This window comes from Arcobacter arenosus (assembly GCF_005771535.1).
Classification (GTDB): domain Bacteria; phylum Campylobacterota; class Campylobacteria; order Campylobacterales; family Arcobacteraceae; genus Halarcobacter; species Halarcobacter arenosus.
The window spans coordinates 417,685-442,934 of record NZ_VANU01000002.1 but is presented as its reverse complement, the minus strand read 5'-3'; the positions used below and the strand labels follow the sequence as shown (position 1 = coordinate 442,934).

The window sequence follows — 25,250 nt, the reverse complement described above, 5'->3', positions numbered from 1 at the left end:
TTATTCCTAAAACAAGAAGTATTTTTTTGCCATTGGCAATTCTTCTTGGTAACTTGAAGTTATAATTTCTCCATTTACTGTTACATCATATGTTTCAGGGTCAACTTGAATATCTCCAATAAAATCATTTAACTTCATATCTTTTTTACCAATATTTCTTGTGTTTTTAACAGGAAGCATCACTTTTTTTGTATCAAGTTTTTCTTCAAGCCCTTTATCAATTGCTAAATGGGATACAAACATTGCACTTGTATTAGCTGCTGCTTTTCCTAAGCTTCCAAACATAGGTCTGTAAACATTTGGCTCTGGAGTTGGAATAGATGCATTTGAATCACCCATCATAGCTAAAGCTATAAATCCACCTTTTATGATAATTTCTGGTTTAACTCCAAAAAATGCAGGAGTCCAAAGAACTAAATCAGCCATTTTACCAACTTCTACACTTCCTACATGTTCATCAATACCACACGCAATTGCTGGATTTATAGTATATTTTGCAACATATCTTTTGATTCTTTCATTATCACTTAAAGTATCATCACCCTCTAAAGCACCCCTTTGTTTTTTCATAGAATCAGCTACTTGCCAAGTTCTTGTAACCACTTCACCAACTCTTCCCATAGCTTGTGAGTCTGAACTTGTAATTGATATTGCTCCAATATCATGTAAAACATCTTCTGCTGCAATAGTATTCCCTCTAATTCTACTTTCTGCAAAACTTACATCTTCAGGAATTTTTGGACTTAAATGGTGACAAACCATAAGCATATCAAGGTGTTCTTCTATTGTATTTTTTGTATATGGCAAAGTTGGGTTTGTACTTGATGGTAAAATATTAGCAAGTCCTGCTACTTTCATAATATCAGGGGCATGACCACCACCTGCTCCCTCAGAGTGGAAAGTATGTATAGTTCTTCCACCAAAAGCATTTACTGTATTATCTACAAATCCTGATTCATTTAAAGTATCAGTGTGAATTGCCACTTGAACATCAAAATCATCTGCAACTTTTAAACAAGTATCAATAGCATTTGGAGTTGTTCCCCAGTCTTCGTGAAGTTTTAATCCCATTGCACCAGCTTCAATTTGAACTTTTAAAGCATCATAATTTGAACTATTTCCTTTTCCCATAAATCCAAAATTTAATGGCAAATCATCAACTGCTTCTATCATCTTTTGAATATTAAACTCACCTGGAGTACAAGTTGTAGCATTTGTTCCTGTGTTGGGACCAGTTCCACCACCAATCATAGTGGTTACTCCACTAGCTAAGGCTTCATCTATTTGACCAGGACTTATAAAGTGAATATGTGAATCAATTCCACCAGCAGTTATGATTTTGCCCTCTGCTGAAAGAATTTCAGTGTTTGCACCAATTTCTAAACCTTTTGTAATACCATCACAGTTATATGGATTTCCAGATTTTCCAATAGCCAAGATTTTTCCATCTTTGATTCCAATATCTGCTTTGTAAATACCTGTATAATCTATAATCACAGCATTTGTTATGATTAAATCAGCTGTATCAACGGCTAAAGGAGATTGACTCATTCCATCTCTAATAGTTTTACCACCACCAAATTTTGATTCTTCTCCATATGTTGTGTAGTCTTTTTCAATCTTTGCAATTAAAGAGGTATCTGCAAGTCTAAATCTGTCACCAGTTGTTGGTCCATACATTGAGGCATATTTTGATTTAGAGATTTTCATGATCTTTCTCCTATAAATGTTTCAAGGTTTTTCATAGCTTTTTCTTTAGTCTCTTCTTCATCTAAGTAACCATTTACTAAACCATTAAATCCAGCTATATATCTTTTCCCTTTAAAAGGAACTACTTCAATTAGTTTTTTACTCCCTGGTTCAAATCTAACAGAGGTTCCACTTGGAATATTTAATCTTTGACCATAAGCTTTTTCCCTGTCAAAATCTAAAAAAGCATTTGTTTCAAAAAAGTGATAGTGCGAACCAACTTGAATAGGTCTATCTCCAACATTTTCAACTTCTATTGTAGTAACTTCACTACCTTCATTTAATTCAATTTCTCCCTCATCAATAAAATATTCACCAGGAGTAATTTCAGTTTTGTTTACAGGTATTGGATTGTGAACTGTAACAAGTTTTGTACCATCATCAAAAGTAGCTTCTGTTTGAACCATATGCATCATTGAAGCAACACCTGGCATTACATCATCAGCTTTTAAAACTTTAGTAGCTTCTACCATAAGTTGGGCAACACTTTTCCCCTCTCTAGCACCTTCAAGTATAAATGAACTTATAATTGCGTTTGCTTCTGGAAAATTTAGTTGTAATCCCTTTTCTTTTCTTTCAAGTGCAAGCTTTGAAGCTGTATAAATCATCAATTTTTCTTGTTCACGATTTGTTAAAAACATCCAACACCTCCTTTGTTTTGTGCAATATTTTATCCAAAAAATATAGTTTACTATATTTACAATTGTTTACTTTATAAGCAGTTTTATAAGTTATTTAACTTAAATTCCTGTCTATATTTATGTAATAATGGTTCTGTATAACCCGATGGTTGAGCTTTTCCCTTAAATACTAAATCACAAGCAGATTTAAATGCAAAGCCATCATATAAAGGTGCCATATTTATATAAGATGGGTCGTTTTCATTTTGCTTATCAACAATAATTGCCATATTTTTTAAAGAATCCATTACCTCATCTTTAGTACAAATACCATGCTCAATCCAATTTGCTAAATGTTGAGATGAGATTCTAAGGGTTGCTCTATCTTCCATAAGTGCAATATTATTTATATCTGGAACTTTTGAACATCCTATACCTGCATCAATCCATCTTACAACATAGCCTAAAATACTTTGGGCATTGTTATCAAGTTCTTTTTTTATTTCATCTTTACTCATAATCTCATTTTCATCTAAAAGTGCAAGGCTTAGAAGTTCATCAATAGATGCTCTTTTTTTATTTTTTAATTCATTTTGAATTTCAAAAACATTTATTTTATGATAATGCATTGCGTGCAAAACTGCAGCAGTGGGAGATGGAACCCAAGCTGTATTTGCACCAGATTTTGGATGAGAAATTTTTTCAGTCATCATTTTTGCCATCTCATCGGGCATTGCCCACATCCCTTTACCAATTTGAGCTTTTCCTTGTAAACCACACTCTAAACCAATATCAACATTCCAACTTTCATAAGCTTTTATCCAAGTTTGTTCTTTCATTTTTGTTTTTGCAACAAAAGCTCCAGCTAACATAGAGGTATGAATCTCATCACCTGTTCTATCCAAAAATCCAGTGTTGATAAATACAACTCTTTGTTTTGCTTCTTTTATACACTCTTTTAGATTTATAGTTGTACGTCTCTCTTCATCCATAATCCCAATCTTTATTGTATTTTTAGGAATATTTAAAGCTTTTTCTACCTTTTCAAAAAGTTTAACGGCAAAGGCAACCTCCTCTGGCCCATGCATTTTTGGTTTTACAATATAAACACTTTTTTCTCTAGAGTTAGATTTAGAATTTTTTTGTTCAATATCTACAAGAGAGCATAAAACTGTAATCATACAATCCATAATTCCTTCAAAAACCTCTTCATCATTTTTATCTAAAATTGCAGGATTTGTCATAAGATGACCTACATTTCTAACAAATAATAAACTTCTTCCATGTAAAACTTTTTCTTTCCCATCTAAAGATTTATAAACAATATCATCATTTAGTTTTCTAGTAATTGTTTTACCATCTTTTAAAAAGCTTTCTTCTAAATCCCCTTTCATCAAACCAAACCAATTTCTATAAACTTCAACTTTATCTAGGGCATCTACTGCTGCAATTGAATCTTCACAATCCATAATTGTAGAAACTGCTGATTCTAAAACTATATCTTTGATTCCTGCAATATCAAGCTTTCCTATGAAGCTTTGTTTATCTAATAAAATTTGAATATGTAAATTATTGTTTTTAAAAATCAATGCTTTAGGGTTTGTTTTATTTGATATATATCCAAGAAATTTTTCTTTATTTATTAAATTTGTTGTTGAATTATCAGTTAAAATAAATTGAAGAGTATCTTCATAAATTTTAAACTCTTTTACATCTTTAAATGAGCCATTTTCTAATGGTATTGATTCATCTAAAAACTTTTTTGCATAGGAAACAACAGCCTCACCTCTTTTGATGTTATACTCTTTTGTTGGTGCTAAGTCACCCTCTTTTGAGATAACATCAGTTCCATATAAGGCATCATATAAACTCCCCCATCTAGCATTTGCTGCATTTAATGCAAACCTAGCATTTTTAACAGGAACTACAAGTTGTGGTCCAGCTTGAATAGCTATCTCCTCATCTACATTTAAAGTTTCAACTTCAAAACTCTCATTTGATTCAATTAAATAACCAATTTGTTTTAAAAAGTTTTTATATTCAACTAAATTGTTGGCATCATATTTATTATTTTGATGCCATGAATCAATTAGAGATTGTAAGGTATCTCTTTTTTCTAATAAATTTTTATTTTCTTGTGTTAATTCTTCAATAATATTTTCAAAACTAGCCCAAAACTTTTCTTTTGAAATAGTTGTTGTTGGAAGAATCTCTTCATTTATTAGATTAAACAAAGAGTTTTCTACTTTTAGATTTCCTTGATAAATTCTATTTTCCATTTTCCCTCTTTTAATTAAAAGCTAATTGATTTTGTGTTTCTTTTTTTGATAGAACTAAATGTACTGTTGCCCCTAAAATTGCTCCAATTATCCATCCATATCCATTTAATGAACTTAAAGATTCAATCCAAACAGTGCAAATAGAAAATGTTGCACCTATTAAAAAAGCAATAATTGAACTATTGTTCCATCCATTTTCATAAAAATATTCACTATCTTGTGACTCATCATATAAAGAATCTATATCTAAAGTTTGTTTTTTAACTAAAAAATAATCAATTACTAAAATTCCATATAAGGGAGCTAAGGTAGCACCTAGAGTATTAACTATTGGACTAATTCCAACTTGACTAATAAAGCTTACCCAAAATCCTCCAATTATAAGTGCAAATAAAGAGGTAATAAGCCCTGATTTTTTAAATGATAGTTTTTTAGGTGCTAAATTTGAAATACCATTAACAGCAGGAATAAAGTTTGCTACTAAATTAATTCCAACTGTTGCAGTAAAAAATGTAATTGCCGCAACTAAACTTAAGATTGTACTATCTGCTTTTTCAACAATATCCATAGGGTTAGTAAGTTTTTCACCAAATACAACAACAGAACCAGCTGTAATTAAAAGGGCTAAAGCAGAAAATAAAACCATATTAAAAGGAAGTCCTACAAGATTTCCAACTACCATTGATTTATTATCTTTTGCATATCTAGAAAAGTCACTAAAGTTAATCATAACAGCTGCAAAATATGCAATCATAGTTCCAACAATTGCAAAAAAACCATTAATCTCACTACTTAAACTTGATTGTTCATTTGAAAATATATTATTTGCGGCACTAAATAACTCACCACCTGATTTACTCCATAAAACAATTAATAAACCAATCATAATTATATAAACAAAAGGAGCTGCAAAATTTAAAAACTTAGAAACCCAATTCATACCCTTTGAAAAAATAACCATTTGTAAAACCCAAACTACAAAAAATGATAACCATCCAATAGCATCAATTCCCAAATATGTTGTTTCTAATTTAATTCCTGTTAAGGCAGTAATTAAAAGATGAAGTGCTGTAGAAGCAAAATATGTTTGAACCCCAAACCAAAAAACAGCGACAATTGCCCTAATGATTGCTGAAAGTTTTGCTCCTTTAATCCCCATACTAGATCTTGCTAATACAGGATATGGAATCCCATAATCAACCCCCGCTTTTCCTGAGATATTAACTAAAAATGTAACTAATAAACCTGCTACTATAAGTGCAAAAAAAGCAGTCCAACCTGTAACTTGATAACTTATAAAAAGTGATGCCACAAGGGTATATCCAAATAAACTTTGTATATCATTTGCCCAAATATTTGACACCTCAAACCATTTCCATTTTTTTTCACTCTTTAACGTTGGAGCCAAAGAATCATTATTAATATTCTTAATCATTGTTATTTTTCCCTTTTTATTTAAATACATTTATAAACATTCCCCAAATAACCGGCTCTCTTTAAACAACTTTTTACGTTGTTTTTTTTATAATCACATTGCCCGTATGACTTTTTTGTGAGAGCTTAAAAGTCATCTTCAAGGTGGACTTTTTATTTTCAAAAATTTCATTTTATTTATCCAATACTTCTATTTTTGTATCAATATTAATTTCAATACAATCTTCAAGTTTATTTTCTTTTTTACCTAAATCGTTTCTATCAATTACGATAAATTGTTCATTGTCTTCAATTGAGATTAAAGGGAAATGCCAAATTCCCCTTTTATAAAAAACCCCTTGATTTCCATTTGTTTTAAAAACCTTCAAAGTACTTAAATCTGGTTTTTTATCGCCCAAAGCAACTACCACTAAAAAAGGTTTATTATCTCTTGGCATAAATGTTTGAGAAAAATATGGATGTTTTTCTAACATATTAATAACTAAAGGAAATTCCCTTTTTTTAGCTATATAAATATGCAGTGTTGAAACTCCATTTTTTTCAGTTGCATCCATATCGCAAAGGTTGTAATGTTTTTGTGCAAAACCATCGTTTATGATTATAGAATTTGTGTTTTCAACACTTATAACTTTTCCATAATCTTTAAAAGACTCAGATGCTAAATCAATAGGCTTTAAAACTAGACTCATAATTAGGCTTTCTTAACAAATTTTCCATACATTTTAAGTCTTGAAATACCACCATCAGGAAAGATATTCATCCTTATATGTGTTACTGGTTTATTATGTAAGATATATGAATTATCAAACTCATGTTGTGAATCCATTTGTAGTTTTTGTTTAGATACTAACTCTTCCCAAAACATACTTTGAGTAACTACTGCACTATCAGTAGTCTCATCTAAATATGCGGCACAAATAGAAAATGAATCAGCATAATTTCCTTTAAAGAAATTTGTATCAACCATTATATTATCAATAATTGCTGGCTGTGCTAACTCTATAATCCCCCAATCATATCCTGGTTCTCTCCTTCTTCTAGTTTCCCAACCATCTCCCATATTAATTGCAACATTATCTTTTAAGATATTTTTTAATGGTCCAAAGAATTCATTATTTGCATAAACTGCCCTTGCCCCATTTCTCATTGAAGTTACATTTACATTTTCTTTTCCATATAGCTGTTCATCAAAACATAAAGTACCAAATGCTTTAAATCTAGCAATTCCACCATCAGGATAAATATCCATTCTTAAATGAGTTAACTCTTCATATGAATTACAATCAAAATAGTGTTTTGAATCACCCTTTAAGTTACTCTGTTCTAATAATTCAATCCATTGAAAATCATCTTTTTTTGAAATAAACTCTTCATCATTTACACCTTTTGCACTACATCCTTTAATAGAAACGGCTAAGGGATAGTTTCCTCTAAAATGTGAAGTGTCAACTAAAAAAGATTCAATTTTTGATAAGCCACCAAGTTTAATAATACAATGGTCATTTCCTTCAACTCTTTTTCTTCTGGTTTCCCAACCATCCATCCAGTGACCATTTTCATCATACTCATCTTTAAAAACAGCAGATGTCTCTGCTAACATTCTATTTGCAGCTGCAAAGAATTCATCCGTTGTATAAATTACATTTGCTCCAAGGTCAATACTTGCTACATTTGTTAAGTTATTCACTTCATTATTAGTTGTCATTAATATTCCTATATATTGAAATTTTTGTGCCAATGGTTGGCTATATCTATTCTTTTACAAAACCATACATCATCAAATTGTTTTACATATTCTAAAAATCTTTTGATAGCTTGAAATCTTCCAGGTCTTCCTAAAATTCGACAGTGCATCCCTATATTCATCATTTTTGGACTAGTTTGCCCCTCTTCATAAAGACAGTCAAAACTATCTTTTAAGTAGTTGAAAAACTCATCGCTATGATTAAATCCACCAAATACAAATCGCATATCATTTGTATCCATTGTATATGGAATTACTAAATGTTTTTTACTTGAAAGTTCAGGGGAAAAGTAAGGCAAATCATCGTTGTAAGCATCACTATCATATAAAAATCCACCCTCTTGAACTACTAGTTTTCTAGTATTTTCACTATCACGTCCAGTGTACCAACCAAGTGGTCTAGTACCAATCATTTTTTCTAATACTTCAATACTTTTATATAAGTGGTCTCTTTCAATTGATTCTTCAATTGTTTGATAGTTAATCCATCTATATCCATGGGAACAGATGTCGTAATTGTTAAGGGCAAGATATTCAGCTAGTTTTGGATTTCTTGCAATTGCCATTGCAACTGCAAAAATTGTTACAGGGATATCAAAATCTTTAAACAGTTCTAATAATCTCCAAACCCCAACTCTTGAACCATATTCATATAAAGATTCAATGGATTTGTGTCTTTGATTATAAAAAGCTTGTGGATTATTCATTTCTGATAGAAAAACCTCACTAGCCTCATCACCATGTAAGATGCAATTTTCAGCACCCTCTTCATAGTTTAAAACAAACTGTAAAGCTATTTTTGCATTGTTAGGCCATTTTGGATTTATAGGCTCATTTGAATAACCGATTAAATCTCTTGGATAGTTTTCATAAATCATTTTTTTCTCTCATAAAAAAAGTCAAAAAGACTTCTTAATTTATTTATAAGAGAATTTTAGCAGATTGTCTACAATGATTGTCTACAATTTGTGTCTATTTTTTATACAATTGTTTTTTTAATAAAAAAGTAGAATTAACTAAGTTGGAGAACTACTTAGTTAGCAAAAAGAAATTTATTCTTTTTATTAGTTATATCAAAATCTAAAACTTCAAGACAATGATCTAAATGTTCTAACATAACATTTTTTGCATTTGAAACATTTTTGCTTTTAATTGTTTCAATTAAAACTCTATGTTCATCATATGAAGAGAACTCAGTATTTTCATCTTCATAAATTAATGCGGCAAGAATACTTAATGGGATTAAAGGTTTTAGGGCATTAATTAAAAACTCATTTTCACTTAATGCTGCTAAATTTAGATGGAAATCACAAGATGATTTAACATATTCTCCATTTCTATGAGATAGTTTTAAATACTCTTCAGTATCAATATTTTCTAAAAGTGAGGATAAATCTAAATTTTCTTTTAAATGTCTTTTTGTAACAATTTCAACAATACCTGCCTCAATTATTTTTCTTGTAGTAAAAATATCTTTTGCATTCTCTTCACTAATCCAAACAACATGAAACCCTTGATTCTTTTTATAACTTAAGATTCCCATCGTTTGTAGTTTACTAAAGGCTTTTCTTACAACATCCCTACTTGTATTTAACTCTTTTGCTAAAACACTTTCTGATAATTTAGTACCTGGCTGAAGATTTTTTGTAAATATTGCATCAAATATAAAATTTACAATATTATCTTCTAAAGTAAATAAATCATTTTTGTCCATTAAAAGTTTCTCCCACTTTTTTCTTTTTATACTAGTTTATTATATTATAATTTACATTCTAGTTTCTGTAAACAATCTATTAATTAAATAATTCAAATGGTAACCATTAAAGTTTCATCATTTTTCAATAGGGTATGCATACGCATTTATTTTACTAGTTTGAAGTTTTGCTCCAACCATACTTTCTGCCATCTTAATTGCACATAAAACTCCATCAACAACTGGAATATTACATCTTTTTGATAACTCAATTGTTAAATCAGCCATCCCTGCACAACCTAAAATAATAGCTTCACAATTATCTTCTTTAACTGCTTTTAAAATCTCATTTTCAATTTTTTCCATTGCATTGCAAGTTCCATCTTCTAAAGCAAGTACAGGAATATCTGCAGCTCTTACTTTTCTACAAAACTTATCCATACCATATTTATGACTTAACTCTTCAATAATTGGAACTGACCTATTAAGTGTTGTAACCACAGAAAAGCTTGAAGATATAATTGATGTCATATGCATAGCTGCTTCACAAATTCCAATAACTGGACCATCAACTAACTCTCTAGCTGCTTCTAATCCAGGGTCATCAAAACAAGCAACAACATAGGCCTCTGCACCCCACTCTTTTGCTTTTTTGATTTCATCCATTAAACCCATTAATGATTTCACCTCATCAAAATGACCTTCTATACTTTTTGGACTATTGCTTGGATTTGAAGCCCAAATTTGGGTATCTGGGTTTTTAAACTTTAAAGCAACCTCTTCACACTTTTTAGTCATTGATTCCGTAGAATTTGGATTTATAATTGCTAGTTTCATTAATGGCTTCCCCCTAAATATAGTTCAATTATTCTTTCATCATGTATTAAATCTTTTGATTGACCACTTAATAATACTTCTCCTAATTGCATTGCATAGGCTCTATTAGAGATTTTAAGTGCCATTCTTGAGTTTTGCTCCACTAAAATAACAGATACTTTATCCTCTTTATTAATTTGAACAATTGAACGAGCAATATCTTGAACTAATTTTGGAGCAATTCCAAGGCTAGGTTCATCCATAAGTAAAATTTTTGGTCTTGACATAAGAGCACGACCAATTACCATCATTTGTTGCTCCCCTCCACTCATAGTACTTGCTTGCTGTTTGAATCTCTCTTTTAATCTTGGAAATTTATCAAGTACTTTTTCTAAATCTTCTTTTATACCATCTTTATCTTTTCTAGTAAATGCTCCCATTAAAAGATTATCTTTTACACTCATGTATGGGAAAACTCTTCTTCCTTCAGGAGTCATAGCAATTCCCTTTTCAACTATTTTTGATGGACTCATTCCATTTAAGCTTTCACCATTAAATAAAACTTCCCCAGAAGTTGGCTTTTTAAGTCCTGTAATTGCTTTTAAAATAGAAGATTTTCCTGCACCATTTGCTCCAATTAAAGTAATAGTTTCCCCCTCTTCAAGGCTTAGATTTACTTTTTTTACAGCTCTTACTTGGTCATAGTTTATTTCTAAATCTTTACACTCTAATAATGCCATTTTATATCCCTAACTCTTCATCTTCTACACCTAAGTAAGCTTCTATTACTTTAGGATTTTTTTGGATTTGCTCAGTTTTTCCCTCAGCTATTTTTTCTCCAAAACTAATAACAACAATTCTGTCTGATATCTCCATAACTGCTGGCATATCATGCTCAACTAAAAGTACTGTAACTCCAGAATTTTTAATCTGTTTTACCATCTACATACATCTTTTTGTTTCATCATGATTCATCCCTGCAAAAGGTTCATCAAGTAATAAAACCTTTGGTTTACAAGCTAAGGCATTTGCAATACCTAAAGCTCTTAATAATCCATGGGGTAAATTTGAAGCAAGTTCATCTCTAACCTCACTAAGCCCTAAAAAGTCAATAATCTCATCGGCAGATTTACCAAATCTTTCATTATCTTTTCTTGCTAATTTTGTATTAAAGAAAAACCCTAAAAGATTAGATTTTGCTTGTAATTGGTGGGCAATAATTATATTATCCCTAACATTCATACTTTTAAAAACAGTTGTTTCTTGAAAAGTTCTAACAACACCTTTTCTAGCAACTAAGTGGGGTTTTAATCCAGAGATTTTTTCACCATTAAAAACAACTTCGCCAGAGCTTGGTCTTAAAAATGATGAAATCAATTTAAAAGTTGTTGATTTCCCTGCTCCATTTGGACCAATTACAGATAAAATCTCACCTTCATAAACTTCAAAGGTTACGTCATTTACTGCATATAAAGAACCAAATTTTTTACTTAGGTTATTTATCTCTAAAATTCTTTTTCTCATTTTTTAAACCTTAAACTTAATATCCCATTTGGTAAAAATATCATCAGTAAAATCATGATTCCTGAATAAATAAGTAACTGATATTCTTTGAATATAAACAGTAAATCCCAAGAAAAATATAAAACAAATGCCCCTAAAATAGGTCCAAACACATATGCCAATCCACCTAAAAATGTATAAAGCATATAGTTAATTGAATCAGCAACTTGGAAAGTTGTTGGATAAACTGATTGAGTTAAATTAATAAAAATAGCTCCTCCAACTCCACCAAAAAATGAAGCAATTGCATAAGATATAACCCTTAGATAAGCAATGTTAACTCCAAATGATGAAGCCAATTCTTCATTTTGTTGTAGGGATCTTAATAAAATCCCCATTCTAGATTTTGTAAGTCTATACATAATTGCAAAGGTAATAATCATAGCAATAACAGCAAGGTAATAAAATCCAATTTTACTATTTTCCATTGTTGCAAAGTCTGGAATAATTGTTAATCCAAATATACTTAACTCTCCTGGAACTGGTATATTTGTAATTCCTCTAGGACCATTTGTTATTGGAACTAATGCAATAGCTAATAGTTTTGCAACCTCTGTTAAAGTTAAGGTAATCATTGAAAAATACACACCCTTTAATCTTAAGATTGGTAATCCAATTAATATACTAAAAAATGCTGCCACAAAACCTGCTACAAAAATAGATATCCAAAAAGAAAGTTCTAATTGTGTAACTAAAACAGCTGTTGTATATGCCCCAATCAAAGCGTATGCACCTTGACCTATATTGATTCTACCCATATAGAAAGTTAACCAAACACCTGAACTAATCATTGCTAAAATTGCAACTGATGTAATTCCATAAAGATAATCATTTCTTCCCATTGAAATTAAAACAGTAGGAATTAAAACCAAAAGAAATACTAAGGCTATTGATACTTGTATTATAAATTTTTTATTTTCCATAAATCACCCCCAAGGTTTACCCATAAGTCCTTGTGGACGTAAAGTAAGGAATATCATTAGACCAACAAAGATTACAAGATAAGTTATATCTCCAGGTAAATAGTAAAGACCAAAAGCTTCCACTAGTCCTAAAATAAATCCACCTAAGATGGCACCTGAAATAACTCCTGCTCCACCAATCATAATCATAGTAAAAGCTTGTATAGAAATACCTCCACCAATACCAGAATTTACACCTGTAATTGTTACAAGTAAACTTCCAGCTACACCTGCAAGCATAGCTCCTAAGGCAAAACCTATTAAACTATATCTATCTAAATCCACACCCATAAGTTGAGCAGCTGTTTTATCTTGAGCTAAGGCTCTCATCGCTCGACCTGGTTTTGAATATTGCATAAATAAAATAAATGAAACAATCATCACAACTGCAATAATTTCTATTACAACTCTATTGTATGGAATGATAATATCTAGTCCAAACTCTTCACCCCAAAATACTCCATCAACAAGTGCTGGAACACTTCTTTGTTTTTCACCAAATACAATAAGAATTAAAGCATCTAGAAAAAATGCAGTTCCAGCAGCAAGAAGCATTGAACTTTCTTCCCTAACTGAACGTTTTAATACGGTGTTAAAAAGATATTTTTCAAATATCGCACCTATTAGTGCTAACGTTAAACCTGAAGCAATAACAGCTACAATAAAAGGTAATCCTAATTTTCCATAAACATAATAAGTTACAAATGCACCTAAAACATACATTTGTCCATGGGCAAAATTAAGAATACTCATAAGTGAAAAAATAAGAGTTAATCCAAGGGCAATCAAAGCGTATTGAGAGCCAGTAATTAAGCCATTAAGTAATATTTGTTCCATAAAGTTTTTCCCTAAAAAAATTAATTGATTGAGGCATCATTTGATGCCTCATTTAAATTAGTCTGCTGAACCAACAAATAGTGTTTCAAACTTTCCGTCTTTATAGATTTTTGGAGTTAATGGAACACCTAATTGTCTATCTTGACCAAATGTTGTAGTACCTACAAATTTTAATTTTGCATCTTTGTCTTTGAAAAATTTATTTGGAGCTTCCCAACCTGCATCAACAGTTTTAAGGAACTCATCTGCATCATTAATAGCTTTTGGGTTTGATTTCATAACTTCTAAAATATATTCAAGTGCGAATACTTTTGTGTTTGATTCATCATTATATTCACCAAATTTTTTAGTATAAGTTTCAACCCATTTTTCCATAACTTCAGATTGGATTGAAGCATCTGCTCCACCTTGACAAATAAATCCATTTGCAGCATCCCCAGCACCTTCTTTTAAGATACCAGCATCAAGTGCAGTTCCAGCTGCCATAAATCCTTTAAATCCTAATTGTCTAGCTGTTTTAATAATAAGTGGCGCAGTTGCAGGAGAAACCCCTGAAAGAACTAAAAGGTCAGGTTTTTTCTTAATTATTGGTGTAATTACAGAAAAGAAATCTCTAGTATCAGCTTTATATGTTGCTTTTGCTTCAACAACATCTAAACCTAAATCTTGTGCGATTTTAATACCATTATCTCTTTGGTTTAGTGGGTCAGCTGCATTAGCTGCAAGAAATGCAATTGTTTTAACATCTTTATTATCTTGAAGCCATTTATAAACTGCTGGTTCCCATTGATATGAAGCAATCATTCCAAAAACTGCATAATTAGCTGGTTTTTTATAAAGAGTTTTATTAAACGCATATGGGAAATATACAATTTTATTTTTTTCTGCAATTGGTCTAACTGCAATAGCTTGGGCATCATCATTTGGTCCAATTACATACTTGATTTGCTCTTGAGCCATTTTTTCCATACCTGCAACTGCAATTTTTGGATCATATGCATCATCAAATGGAATTACTTCAACTTTATATTTTTTTCCACCAATTTCAACTCCACCTTGTGCATTATAAATATCAGCAGATGTTTCCATTGATCTTACATTTGAAGTTCCCCAAGCTGCATTTGCACCTGAAAGTGTTCCCACAAAACCAATTTTAATTGTATCTTGTGCTAAAAGTGTACTACTTAGTAGCCCAGCTACTAAACTAAGTTTCATAAACCTTTTCATTTTCTCTCCTAAATTTTAATTAGTATTTATCATTGATAAATCATGAAAAACATGTTAGCACATTGTCTACAATAATTGTTTACAATTTATACAATTAAACAATTTTATTTTTCAATTTATTTTTTTTCAACTTAGATAATATTCTTTAATATCCCTATAAATGGCTATATTAAATAGTTTTAGAATATAATTTTTGTTTTATATGTAGAGATAATATACAAATATTTGTTAACTATTTAGACTCAAAATTTGCTTTAGTTGTATTATTAGAGCAATAGCATATTAAAACTATCTTAATATTGAAATTCTAAAATCATCATTCTAAAAAATATTAAGTAACCATTTAGTTGTAAAGATATACAATATTTTACAATTTTATTAAATTGTTTTCTTAAGTTTAAATAAATAAATCATTCTAAGGAATTCGTTATGAGATTAAATTCAATTTTTAAAAGTGCTCTAATGTCAACACTTTTAGTATCTTCTGCTTTACAAGCTAAACCTGCGTATGTTGCAACAACTGCAATTGTAGAACATCCAGCGCTAGATGCGGTAAGAGATGGAATCAAACAAACATTAAATGATAATGGTTATAGTGGTGATAATCTTAAATTTACCTATGAAAGTGCTCAAGGGAAACCTGATATTGCTTCACAAATTGCTAGAAAAATGGTAGGAGAAAATCCTGATATTATTGTTGCAATTGCAACACCATCAGCACAAGCAGCAGTTACGGCTACAAAAACAATTCCAGTTGTATTTTCAGCTGTAACTGACCCATTAGCAGCGAAACTTGTTCCAAGTTTAGAAAAACCAGGTGGAAATGTTACAGGTTTATCAGATATGGCTAATATTAAAGAACATTTTTCTTTAATTAAAGAGTTTGTACCTAGTCTTAAAGTAATTGGTGTTCCATACAATCCAGGTGAAGCAAATTCAGTTTCAATGTTAAATAGTGCTAAAGATGTAGCAAAAGAAATGGGTATTAAAATTGTAGAAGCAGCTGCACCAAAATCTTCTGATGTAATGATTGCCGCAAAACAATTAGTTGGTAAAGCAGATGCTATTTATTGTCCAATTGATAATACTATTATCTCAGCTGTTGAATCAGTTATAAAAGTTGGTATTGATGCACAAGTTCCAGTTTTTGCAGGGGATACAAGTACAGTTGAAAGAGGAGCAATTGCTGCTGTTGGTTATAACTACTTTGATTTAGGGAAACAAACTGGAGATATTGTTATAAGAATTTTAAAGGGTGAAAAACCAGGTTCAATTGATGTAAAAATGGCAAAGGGAACTGACCTTTATGTTAATCCAAAAATGGCTAAAAGAATGGGTATAGAAGTTCCAAAATCAGTACTTGAAAAAGCTACTAAAATTATCAAATAATTAAAAGTTGTTAACTTGTCACTTTATGCTTTTTTAGGAACACTTGAAATAGGGTTTATTTATGGTTTAGTTGCAATGGGAGTTTATCTTACTTTTCGTATTTTAGATTTTCCAGATTTAACTGTTGACGGAAGTTTTACATTAGGAGCAGCTGCAACTGCTGCTCTAATAGTATCTGGCGTAAATCCTTTTTTAGCAACTTTATTAGGTACACTTGCCGCTGCAAGTGCAGGTATTGTTACAGCTTGGTTAAATTTACGGTTTAATATTCTTCATTTACTTGCAAGTATTCTTACCATGACAGCTTTATATACAATAAATCTTCGTGTAATGGGAAAACCAAATCTAGCTTTAATTATGGAGCCAACTATGTTAACTCCATTTGAAGATTTAGGAATACCAGCTATGTATTTAAAAGTTATATTTGTAGCTGTTTGCGCAATTATTGGTGGATTATTATTGGCATGGTTTTTATATACACAATATGGTTTAGCAATGAGAGCAGTTGGTTCTAATAAAAGAATGGCTCAAGCAAATGGTATTGTTGTAAAAGAGAAAGTTTATGTAGGACTTGCTTTATCAAATGGTTTAGTAGGACTTGCTGGAGCTTTATTTGCACAAACAAGTGGTTTTGCAGATTCAACAATGGGTATTGGAACTATTGTTGTAGGTTTGGCTGCTGTTATTATAGGAGAGTCTTTATTTGGAACAAAATCTATGCTTGTGGTTGTATTAAGTTGTATTATTGGTTCACTTTTATATAGAATTGCAGTTTCAATGGCACTTAATGCAGACTTTTTAGGCTTTCAAGCATCTGATTTAAATCTACTTACGGCTGTACTTGTAACCTTATCATTAATATTCCCAAAATTACGTAGTGAATATAAAGCTAAAAAAGCTAAAAGGAAAAGAGTATGATTTGTTGCAAAGATTTACATGTTACTTTTAATCATGGCTTAGCAACTGAAAAGTTAGCTTTAAGGGGTGTAGATTTAACTATACCAACAGGAGAGTTTGTAACAGTTATTGGCTCAAATGGTGCAGGAAAATCAACCTTACTTAATACTATAGCAGGTGATATTGAAGCAACTCATGGTCAGATATTTTTTAATGATAGAGATGTAACTGCTTTACCTGCAACAGGTCGTACAAAAGATATAGCTAGGGTATTTCAAGACCCACTTGCAGGAACTTGTGGTGATTTAACTGTTGAGGAAAATATGGCTCTTGCCTATGGTAGAGGTAAAAGGGGTACATTATCTTTTGCACTAAATAGTAAACTTAGAAAACTTTTCAAAGAGCAATTAAGTAGGCTTAATCTAGGATTAGAAGATAGATTAACTTCTCAAATGGGACTTTTATCAGGAGGTCAGAGACAATCAGTTAGTCTTTTAATGTCTGCTTTACAACCAAGTAGTATTTTACTTTTAGATGAACATACAGCAGCACTAGACCCAAAAACAGCAGCGCTTATTATGGATATTACTTCACAAATTGTTGAAGAAAAATCATTAACTGTAATGATGGTAACCCATTCTATGAGACAAGCGCTTGACCATGGAAGCCGAACTATTATGCTACATGAAGGTAAAATTATCTTTGATTTAGAAGGTAAAGAAAGATCTTCTTATGAGGTGAAAGATTTACTTAACTTATTTGCCCTTGCCAAAAAAGATGGTGAAGAATTGGATGATGATAAATTATTATTAGACAAATAAAAAAGATGGAGATTTATCTTACTAGATAAATCTCTTCATCTTTCATATTATATTCCACTTGTTCAACTATTATTTTTTCCTCTTTATTTAAACCTGCTCTATCTAAAACAATAAACTCTTCTTTATCTTTTACGCATATTAGTGGGAAATGCCAAACTCCCCTATTGTAATGAACCCCTTGGTCACCATTGGTTTCAAAGATTTCTAAAGTTGATAAATCTGGTTCTCTACCACCTAGGGCAACAACACAATAAAATGGCTCTTTACTTCTTGGAATAAATGTTTGAGAAAATAATGGATGTTTTTCTAACATATCGATATGTAAAGGAAATTCTCTTTTATTTCCTATATAAATATGCAAAGTTGTCATACCGCTTTTTTCATTTGTATCCATATTACATATTTCATAAAATTTTTGAGCAGAATCTCTATTTATACTTATTGAATCTCTACCCTCTTTACTAACAACTTCACCAAATTTTTTAAAAGCTTCTCTTGTAAGAGGTTTTGGTTTTATTTCAAGCTTCATATAACACCTTAATTATTTACAATTTTTTAAGAGTCTTTTATTGTTTACCTAAACAAAATTCCTCTTTATTTAGTTTTTCTCTATAAAGAATCCATATCTTTTTTTGCAATTTTTTTATTTCTATCATACTATTTGCACTAATTGAACCTAAAATCATCTTTTTTGATTTTGTAAAAGTAAAAGAATCAAAATCATTACTATGAAGTTCCTTTAAAAATTTATCATTATCATTTGTTTTAATATAAATTTTTAAATAGATATAATTTTCACTTTCATGCCGTTTTATATAATCTTTTAAATCCTTACCTAAAACTTCAAAGTTTTCAAAATATTCAAGTTTTTTTTCACAAAAAAATTTATTTCTTACTAACATAGAATCAAAGTCAAAGTGTTCGTAACTTCTACCTTGTGTCAAAATATCTGAATAAAAAAAAGTTGAATTTTCATCAGCATTAAGCCTTAATATTTGAAGAAGTTTTGAATCTTTATATAAAATCAATTCATCATTTAAAACTTCTAAATTCGAAGATTTTAAATCGATATTTATATAGTTTATACCAAATTCTTTTTTTGAAGGATAAACTTTTGTAGCACTTTCAGTAGTTATTATTGCAGTTGAATCTTCTAATTTGATATATGTTTTGATTTTGTCTTTTGGAAAAATCCCTTCCCCTATACTTAATAACTTAACATAGTTTTCTGTATCGTTAAAGTAGTAATGTCTTGTGGGAAGTTTTAGTTTTTCTAATGAAAAAACATCTTTTTCAAAACCTATTGATATACTCATTTTTACCCTTGCAAAATATATTTTTTAGTATATCAAAAAATAAAAGATTAATATTTTTACATTTGTATAAAACTTATACTTTTATACAGATAAATATTGCTCTACTATTTCATCACTTAGATTTTCAATCTCCCCATTAGCTACAACTCTACCCCTATCAACAAGATAAAAATCATCACCATGACGTCTAGCAAAAGGAAGTTTTTGTTCAACTAAAATAACAGTTATTTTTTCCTCTTTAGTAAGATAATCTATAACCTCTCCAATTTGTTGTACGATATTTGGTTGAATCCCTTCTGCGGGCTCATCAAGAATCAATAGTTTTGGTTCTAAACAAAGTGCCCTAGCAATAGCAAGTTGTTGTTGCTGACCACCACTTAAGTCACCACCTTTTCTTTTTAACATCTCTTTTAAAACTGGAAAAAGTTCATATATTTTATCAGGTACTTGTTTTAAGCCATTTCTATTTCCAAGTAATCCAATATCAATATTCTCTTTAACAGTTAGTTGTGAAAATATTTCCCTACCTTGTGGTACATAACCTATTCCTAATCCTGCTCTTTTTTCACTTCCAAGTTTTGAGATATCTTTTCCTTCAAAAAGCAATTCACCACTTTTTATTGGAAGTAAGCCCATAATTGATTTCATAAGTGTTGTTTTTCCAACACCATTTCTTCCCATAAGACAAGTACATCTTCCCTGTTTTATTTCAAGGTCTAAATCCCATAAAGTGTGACTTTGTCCATAAAATTGATTTAATTTTTTAATTTCTAACATCTTAGTTTCCTTTTAAATTGTCCCAATTTAAAAGGGACAAATACATATTTAACACTTTTTGGCACAATTTGTGAAAAATTGTTAAAAGTGAGCAAAATCCTAAAGAGCAAACGTGTTTGCTTTTTACTCACCGAGGTAAACCTTACGTACTTTCTCATTTTCTTGTACATCTTTCATAGAACCCTCAGCTAAAACAGAACCCTCATGTAAAACGGTTACTTTTTTTGCAATACTTCTAATAAATTCCATATCGTGTTCAACCACAACAACTGAGTGTGATTTTGATAATTCTGTTAGAATTTGTCCCGTTTTTTCAACTTCACCGGGAGTCATACCTGCTACTGGCTCATCAACTAAAAGTAACTTTGGGCTTTGCATTAAAAGCATTCCTATCTCTAGCCATTGTTTTTGACCATGTGATAAAATAGCCGCTTGGGTATTATAAAAATCTTTTAAACCAATTAATTCCATCGTCTCTTCAATACTATCTTTTTGTTCACCATTTAATTTTGCAAAAAGTGTTTTGAAAAATCTTTTATCATCTTTCATTGCAAGTTCTAGATTTTCAAAAACTGAATGCCCCTCAAAGACTGTTGGTTTTTGAAACTTTCTTCCAATCCCGATTTCGGCAATACTTGGCTCATCCATTTCAAGTAAATTTACAGCTTTCCCAAAAATAACTTGCCCTTTATCAGGACTAGTTTTCCCTGTAATAACATCCATCATTGTTGATTTTCCTGCTCCATTTGCTCCAATGATACATCTTAACTCTTCATATTCAATAGATAAAGATAAAGAATTTAAAGCTTTAAACCCATCAAAACTAACTGTTACATCATCTAAATAAAGGATTCTATCACCTTTTTTTAAATCTCCTACATTTTGTTCATTTTCATGTTTAAGCAGTAGCATTTTGAACCTCACTCTCTTGATTCTTGTTGTCTTTATTTAATTTGTCTTTTATTTGTGAAATTAATCCAACTACACCCTTTGGTAGAAATAAAGTTACCACTACAAATAATCCACCTAAAGCATATAACCAAACTTCTGGAAGTGCTGATGTGAAATATGTACTTGCATAATTAACTATAAAGGCTCCAACAATTGCACCATATAAAGTTCCACGTCCACCAATTGCAACCCAAATAACAAGTTCAATTGAAAACAATGGTGAAAAAACACCAGGGTTTATTATTCCAACTTGTGGTACATATAAGGCCCCTGCAATACCTGCCATACAGGCACTAACTACAAATATAAATAGTTTATATTGTTCAACTCTATAACCTATAAACCTAGTTCTACTTTCACCATCACGAATTGCTATACAAACCCTTCCAAGTCTTGAATTCATAATAAATCTAGCTACTAAGTAACCACCTGTTAAAGCTAAAAAGGAGATAAGCAAAAGAGCGATTCTAGTGCCATCAGCTTGCAAGTCAAAGCCTAAAATATCTTTAAAATCTGTAAGACCATTGTTCCCACCAAATCCCATGTCGTTTCTAAAAAATGCAAGCATAAGTGCATATGTCATAGCTTGAGTTATAATTGATAAATAAACCCCAGTTACTCTACTTCTAAATGCTAAATATCCAAAAACAAAAGCTAAAAGACCAGGTACAAACATAATCATGATAAGGGTGAAAATAGGATTATCAAAACCATACCAAAACCATGGTAACTCTTTTAGATTCATAAATACCATAAAATCAGGTAATTCAGGATTTCCATAAACCCCTCTATCACCTATTTGTCTCATTAGATACATCCCCATAGCATAACCACCAAGGGCAAAAAATGCACCATGACCAAGGCTAAGGATTCCAATATAACCCCATACTAAATCAAGGGCAAGGGCTAAAAGTGCAAAGGCTAAATATTTACCTAAAAGTGTTACAGTATAAGTTGAGATATGAAATGTTGAACCTGCTGGTAATACTAAATTTGCAAAAGAAACATAGATTACTACTAAAGCTAAAACACCAAGAACTATTTTCCCGCCAAGGTCATTATTTAAAATTTGTAAAATTATTGGTTTTCTTTTTATATTTTCCATTTTTATACCTTAATCTTGAGCATCTCTTCCCTTTTGTGGGAACAGACCTCTTGGTTTCTTCTGAATAAATAAAATTATAAATACAAGGATAATTACTTTTGCAAGAACTGCCCCAGCAACTGGCTCAATAAATTTATTGATCTCACCTAGTGTAATTGCACCAATTAGTGTTCCCCAAAGGTTACCAACTCCACCAAATACAACAACCATAAATGAATCAACTATATATGCTTGTCCTAGATTTGGTCCAACATTTGTAAGTTGAGATAAAGCAACACCAGCAATACCAGCAATACCTGAACCAATACCAAAAGTCATTGCATCTATCCATGAAGTTTTGATACCCATAGCTTGTGCCATTTGTCTATTTTGAGTTACAGCCCGCACTTTAAGTCCTAAACTTGTTTTATTTAAAACCATTAAAACCCCAATAAATACAAGTAGTGCAAAAATTATAATATATAATCTGTTATATGTTAAAGATAATGCACTATTTATTTCCCACGCACCACTCATCCAATCAGGGGTTTTAACCTCTTGATTTAATGGAGAATATATTGTTCTTACAATTTGTTGTAAGATTAAACTAATCCCAAATGTTGCAAGAAGTGTTTCAAGTGGTCTTCCATAAAGATGTCTAATAACAAGTCTTTCAATAATAATACCAACAATACCACTTACAATAAAAGCAGCAGGAATAGCAACTAAAATTGAATACTCAATAAGTCCTGGCATAACTTGTTGTAGAGTATAAGTTGTATATGCTCCAATCATCATCATCTCACCATGAGCCATATTAATTACTTTCATAACACCAAAAGTAATAGCAAGTCCAATTGCTGCAAGCAATAAAACAGACCCCATACTTAAACCAAAAAATGCTTTTTCTAAAACACCATAATATGATCTAATAGTTTCAACAGTAGAGATTGAGCTTTTTACAGCTTTTTTTAATTCACTTGAAATATCCTCTTTACTGTAAAGGTTTTTTAAAGTTGCTAAAGTATCTGAAGAGATGAAATCACTTAAATCTTTAACTGCTTGTAGCTGTTCTTCACCACTTGAATACTTTGCAAGAATGATAGTTTTAGCTTCAAGTAACACCTCTTTTACATCACTATCTTTCTCTTTTGATAATGCTTTGTTGATTAACTCTTTTGAGTCTTCATCAACATTTGAAAGAATATTTTTTGCTGATTTTAGCCTTACTTCTTTTTTCTTAGAAAAAAGATTCATTTGAGCTAAATTTGATTTAATAACACTTCTTAATCCATTATTTGTTTTTACTTTGTTAAACTCTTTTTTATTTTGAGGTTCTAAAACTTTTCCTTCTAAAAAAGTTTTTGTATGATAAGTACTCCCCTCTTTTTTTTCTAAGATTACAAACGTTCCCTCTTTTTTTGTATAAAAAAGGTCACCATCAACCATTTTTTTTAAAAGAGTTTCTGTTCTTTCATCATCAGAGTATTTTTCAACTAGTTCATTAATAACTTGTTGTTTCTTTTTAAAAGATTTTGTTTTTAATGCTTCAATATCAGTCTCAAAAGAAGCAAAAAGTGAAGTTAAAAAAAATAAATTAAGAAAGATTATTTTGATTAAATTTGATTTTTTCATAAGAATGCCTTGTGGGATAAAAGAAGAGAGAAAACTCTCTTCTTTAGATTTTCTATTAGTAGTTTTGACCTGAACACTTTTTAGTTACAGTGTTATAGTTACCACAGTTAATTGGTGCTGTCCAATCAGAGATTACATCTTTAGATGAAGGTAAGAAGTCTGACCATGCATCACCTGCTACTTCACCATCAGTTGACCATACAGTTTCAAATTGACCATCTTCTTGAATCTCACCAATAAGAACTGGTTTTGTTAAGTGGTGGTTTTTAAGCATTTTTGCTGTTCCACCTGTTAAGTTAGGAACTTCAAGACCAATAATTGCTTTTGAAACAGCATCTACATCAGTAGTACCAGCTTTTTCAACAGCTTTTACCCATAGGTTGAAACCGATATATGTAGCTTCCATTGGGTCGTTTGTAACTCTTTTATCATCTTTGATAAATTTTTTCCATGCAGCGATAAATTTTGTATTTTCATCAGACTCAGCAGATTGGAAGTAGTTCCATGCAGCTAAGTGACCAACTAAAGGTTTAGTATCTAACCCAGAAAGTTCCTCTTCACCAACAGAGAAAGCAACAACTGGAATATCTTCTGCACCAATACCTTGGTTACCCAATTCTTTATAGAATGGAACGTTAGCATCACCATTGATTGTTGAAACAACTGCTGTTTTCTTACCTGCACTACCAAATTTTTTGATATCAGATACGATTGATTGCCAATCAGAGTGACCAAATGGAGTATAGTTAATCATAATATCTTCAGCTGGTACACCTTTAGCTTTTAAGTAAGATTCTAAGATTTTGTTTGTAGTTCTTGGATAAACATAGTCAGTACCTGCTAAAACCCATCTTTTTACACCAATTTCATTCATTAGATAATCAACTGCTGGAATTGCTTGTTGATTTGGCGATGCACCTGTATAGAATACATTTTTAGACGATTCTTCACCCTCATATTGTACTGGGTAAAATAATAATCCATTTAACTCTTCAACAACTGGAAGAACAGATTTTCTAGAAACTGAAGTCCAACAACCAAAAGTTACATCAACTTTATCTTTAGTTAAAAGACCTCTCATTTTTTCTGCAAATAAAGGCCAGTTTGAAGCTGGGTCAACAACAACAGGTTCTAGTTTTTTACCTAAAACACCACCTTTTTTGTTTTGCTCTTCAATTAACATTAAAACTGTATCTTTTAATGTTGTTTCACTAATTGCCATAGTTCCAGATAATGAGTGTAGAACACCAACTTTAATTGTATCAGCAGCTTGTGCTACAGTTGCCATTGCAACGATTGCAGCAACAGACAATGATTTAGCTATAAATTTCTTCATACGATCTCCTATTAGATTTAATACCAAACTAAAAAATTCGCGTTTTTTTAGTTTGATATTTTCTTGAGATGAAGTATAAAAAAGAAGTGTTGTTTTAGTGTTGTTTTTTTAAGTAACTAT

Annotated in this window: 25 protein-coding genes; 3 read left to right on the top strand and 22 right to left on the bottom strand. The window is 30.8% G+C overall.

All coding sequences use genetic code 11. From position 1 onward, the window contains the following. Nucleotides 1–6: 6 nt before the first annotated feature. The 15 genes from ureC to FDK22_RS06665 all read right to left on the bottom strand — a co-directional run bounded on the left by ureC (nucleotide 7) and on the right by FDK22_RS06665 (nucleotide 14,924). The gene (gene ureC / locus FDK22_RS06730) at nucleotides 7–1,710 is read right to left on the bottom strand and encodes an urease subunit alpha (protein ID WP_138152138.1); all 1,704 of its coding nucleotides are present in this window, start codon (nucleotides 1,708–1,710) and stop codon (nucleotides 7–9) included. After that, a complete protein-coding gene (gene ureB, locus FDK22_RS06725; protein WP_138152137.1) occupies nucleotides 1,707–2,390 on the bottom strand; it encodes an urease subunit beta in 684 nt (227 codons plus the stop codon). The genes ureC and ureB overlap by 4 nt, the downstream gene beginning before the upstream one ends. A gap of 83 nt (nucleotides 2,391–2,473) precedes the next feature. Beyond that, nucleotides 2,474–4,648, bottom strand: coding sequence for a malate synthase G (locus FDK22_RS06720; protein ID WP_138152136.1), 2,175 nt, complete (start codon nucleotides 4,646–4,648; stop codon nucleotides 2,474–2,476). A gap of 10 nt (nucleotides 4,649–4,658) precedes the next feature. Beyond that, nucleotides 4,659–6,083 carry an NCS1 family nucleobase:cation symporter-1 gene (locus FDK22_RS06715; protein WP_212744989.1) on the bottom strand — a complete coding sequence of 475 codons (1,425 nt, stop codon included), beginning with the start codon at nucleotides 6,081–6,083 and terminating at the stop codon, nucleotides 4,659–4,661. Between the two features lie 172 nt (nucleotides 6,084–6,255). Further along, the gene (locus FDK22_RS06710; protein ID WP_138152134.1) at nucleotides 6,256–6,771 is read right to left on the bottom strand and encodes an ureidoglycolate lyase; all 516 of its coding nucleotides are present in this window, start codon (nucleotides 6,769–6,771) and stop codon (nucleotides 6,256–6,258) included. 2 nt (nucleotides 6,772–6,773) lie between these two features. Next, nucleotides 6,774–7,787, bottom strand: coding sequence for an allantoicase (alc, locus tag FDK22_RS06705; RefSeq protein WP_138152133.1), 1,014 nt, complete (start codon nucleotides 7,785–7,787; stop codon nucleotides 6,774–6,776). An 8-nt stretch (nucleotides 7,788–7,795) separates the two neighbouring features. Beyond that, nucleotides 7,796–8,704 carry an allantoinase PuuE gene (gene puuE / locus FDK22_RS06700; RefSeq protein ID WP_138152132.1) on the bottom strand — a complete coding sequence of 303 codons (909 nt, stop codon included), beginning with the start codon at nucleotides 8,702–8,704 and terminating at the stop codon, nucleotides 7,796–7,798. A gap of 155 nt (nucleotides 8,705–8,859) precedes the next feature. After that, complete coding sequence (locus FDK22_RS06695; RefSeq protein ID WP_138152131.1) at nucleotides 8,860–9,540, bottom strand: GntR family transcriptional regulator; 681 nt, start codon at nucleotides 9,538–9,540, stop codon at nucleotides 8,860–8,862. A gap of 117 nt (nucleotides 9,541–9,657) precedes the next feature. Continuing rightward, nucleotides 9,658–10,356: an aspartate/glutamate racemase family protein gene (locus FDK22_RS06690; RefSeq protein ID WP_138152130.1), complete on the bottom strand. Its 699-nt coding sequence runs from the start codon at nucleotides 10,354–10,356 to the stop codon at nucleotides 9,658–9,660. Beyond that, a complete protein-coding gene (locus tag FDK22_RS06685; protein WP_138152129.1) occupies nucleotides 10,356–11,075 on the bottom strand; it encodes an ABC transporter ATP-binding protein in 720 nt (239 codons plus the stop codon). Before FDK22_RS06685 ends, FDK22_RS06690 begins: the two co-directional genes overlap by 1 nt. Before the next feature lies 1 nt (nucleotide 11,076). Continuing rightward, nucleotides 11,077–11,277, bottom strand: a complete 201-nt coding sequence (locus tag FDK22_RS15795; protein WP_212744988.1) for an ABC transporter ATP-binding protein C-terminal domain-containing protein — start codon at nucleotides 11,275–11,277, stop codon at nucleotides 11,077–11,079. After that, nucleotides 11,278–11,859, bottom strand: coding sequence for an ABC transporter ATP-binding protein (locus tag FDK22_RS06680; protein WP_212744987.1), 582 nt, complete (start codon nucleotides 11,857–11,859; stop codon nucleotides 11,278–11,280). Further along, nucleotides 11,856–12,821 carry a branched-chain amino acid ABC transporter permease gene (locus FDK22_RS06675; RefSeq protein ID WP_138152128.1) on the bottom strand — a complete coding sequence of 322 codons (966 nt, stop codon included), beginning with the start codon at nucleotides 12,819–12,821 and terminating at the stop codon, nucleotides 11,856–11,858. The genes FDK22_RS06680 and FDK22_RS06675 overlap by 4 nt, the downstream gene beginning before the upstream one ends. A 3-nt stretch (nucleotides 12,822–12,824) precedes the next feature. After that, nucleotides 12,825–13,697: a branched-chain amino acid ABC transporter permease gene (locus FDK22_RS06670; protein ID WP_138152127.1), complete on the bottom strand. Its 873-nt coding sequence runs from the start codon at nucleotides 13,695–13,697 to the stop codon at nucleotides 12,825–12,827. Between the two features lie 57 nt (nucleotides 13,698–13,754). Continuing rightward, nucleotides 13,755–14,924: an ABC transporter substrate-binding protein gene (locus tag FDK22_RS06665; RefSeq protein ID WP_138152126.1), complete on the bottom strand. Its 1,170-nt coding sequence runs from the start codon at nucleotides 14,922–14,924 to the stop codon at nucleotides 13,755–13,757. A 429-nt stretch (nucleotides 14,925–15,353) separates the two neighbouring features. Here FDK22_RS06665 and FDK22_RS06660 point away from each other — a divergent pair, with 429 nt between their 5' ends. The 3 genes from FDK22_RS06660 to FDK22_RS06650 are packed head-to-tail and all read left to right on the top strand — an operon-like array spanning nucleotide 15,354 to nucleotide 18,031. Beyond that, nucleotides 15,354–16,313, top strand: a complete 960-nt coding sequence (locus tag FDK22_RS06660; RefSeq protein WP_138152125.1) for an ABC transporter substrate-binding protein — start codon at nucleotides 15,354–15,356, stop codon at nucleotides 16,311–16,313. Between the two features lie 15 nt (nucleotides 16,314–16,328). Next, on the top strand, nucleotides 16,329–17,231 hold the full coding sequence (locus FDK22_RS06655; protein ID WP_138152124.1) for an ABC transporter permease: 903 nt from the start codon (nucleotides 16,329–16,331) through the stop codon (nucleotides 17,229–17,231). Beyond that, nucleotides 17,228–18,031 (top strand): ABC transporter ATP-binding protein, encoded by an 804-nt coding sequence (locus FDK22_RS06650; RefSeq protein WP_138152123.1) that lies wholly within the window; start codon nucleotides 17,228–17,230, stop codon nucleotides 18,029–18,031. Before FDK22_RS06655 ends, FDK22_RS06650 begins: the two co-directional genes overlap by 4 nt. A 13-nt stretch (nucleotides 18,032–18,044) precedes the next feature. Here the strand turns inward: FDK22_RS06650 and FDK22_RS06645 are convergent, their stop codons facing one another. The 7 genes from FDK22_RS06645 to urtA form a co-directional block, all read right to left on the bottom strand. After that, complete coding sequence (locus FDK22_RS06645) at nucleotides 18,045–18,560, bottom strand: ureidoglycolate lyase (protein WP_138152122.1); 516 nt, start codon at nucleotides 18,558–18,560, stop codon at nucleotides 18,045–18,047. A gap of 37 nt (nucleotides 18,561–18,597) precedes the next feature. Further along, nucleotides 18,598–19,347, bottom strand: coding sequence for an urease accessory protein UreD (locus FDK22_RS06640; RefSeq protein ID WP_138152121.1), 750 nt, complete (start codon nucleotides 19,345–19,347; stop codon nucleotides 18,598–18,600). Between the two features lie 81 nt (nucleotides 19,348–19,428). Further along, nucleotides 19,429–20,124 (bottom strand): urea ABC transporter ATP-binding subunit UrtE, encoded by a 696-nt coding sequence (urtE, locus tag FDK22_RS06635; protein WP_138152120.1) that lies wholly within the window; start codon nucleotides 20,122–20,124, stop codon nucleotides 19,429–19,431. A gap of 123 nt (nucleotides 20,125–20,247) precedes the next feature. Next, on the bottom strand, nucleotides 20,248–21,036 hold the full coding sequence (gene urtD / locus FDK22_RS06630; RefSeq protein WP_138152119.1) for an urea ABC transporter ATP-binding protein UrtD: 789 nt from the start codon (nucleotides 21,034–21,036) through the stop codon (nucleotides 20,248–20,250). After that, on the bottom strand, nucleotides 21,023–22,180 hold the full coding sequence (urtC, locus tag FDK22_RS06625; RefSeq protein ID WP_171012933.1) for an urea ABC transporter permease subunit UrtC: 1,158 nt from the start codon (nucleotides 22,178–22,180) through the stop codon (nucleotides 21,023–21,025). Before urtC ends, urtD begins: the two co-directional genes overlap by 14 nt. Nucleotides 22,181–22,189: 9 nt before the next feature. After that, complete coding sequence (gene urtB / locus FDK22_RS06620) at nucleotides 22,190–23,794, bottom strand: urea ABC transporter permease subunit UrtB (RefSeq protein WP_138152118.1); 1,605 nt, start codon at nucleotides 23,792–23,794, stop codon at nucleotides 22,190–22,192. A gap of 55 nt (nucleotides 23,795–23,849) precedes the next feature. Continuing rightward, nucleotides 23,850–25,130 carry an urea ABC transporter substrate-binding protein gene (gene urtA, locus FDK22_RS06615; RefSeq protein ID WP_138152117.1) on the bottom strand — a complete coding sequence of 427 codons (1,281 nt, stop codon included), beginning with the start codon at nucleotides 25,128–25,130 and terminating at the stop codon, nucleotides 23,850–23,852. Nucleotides 25,131–25,250: the final 120 nt, after the last annotated feature.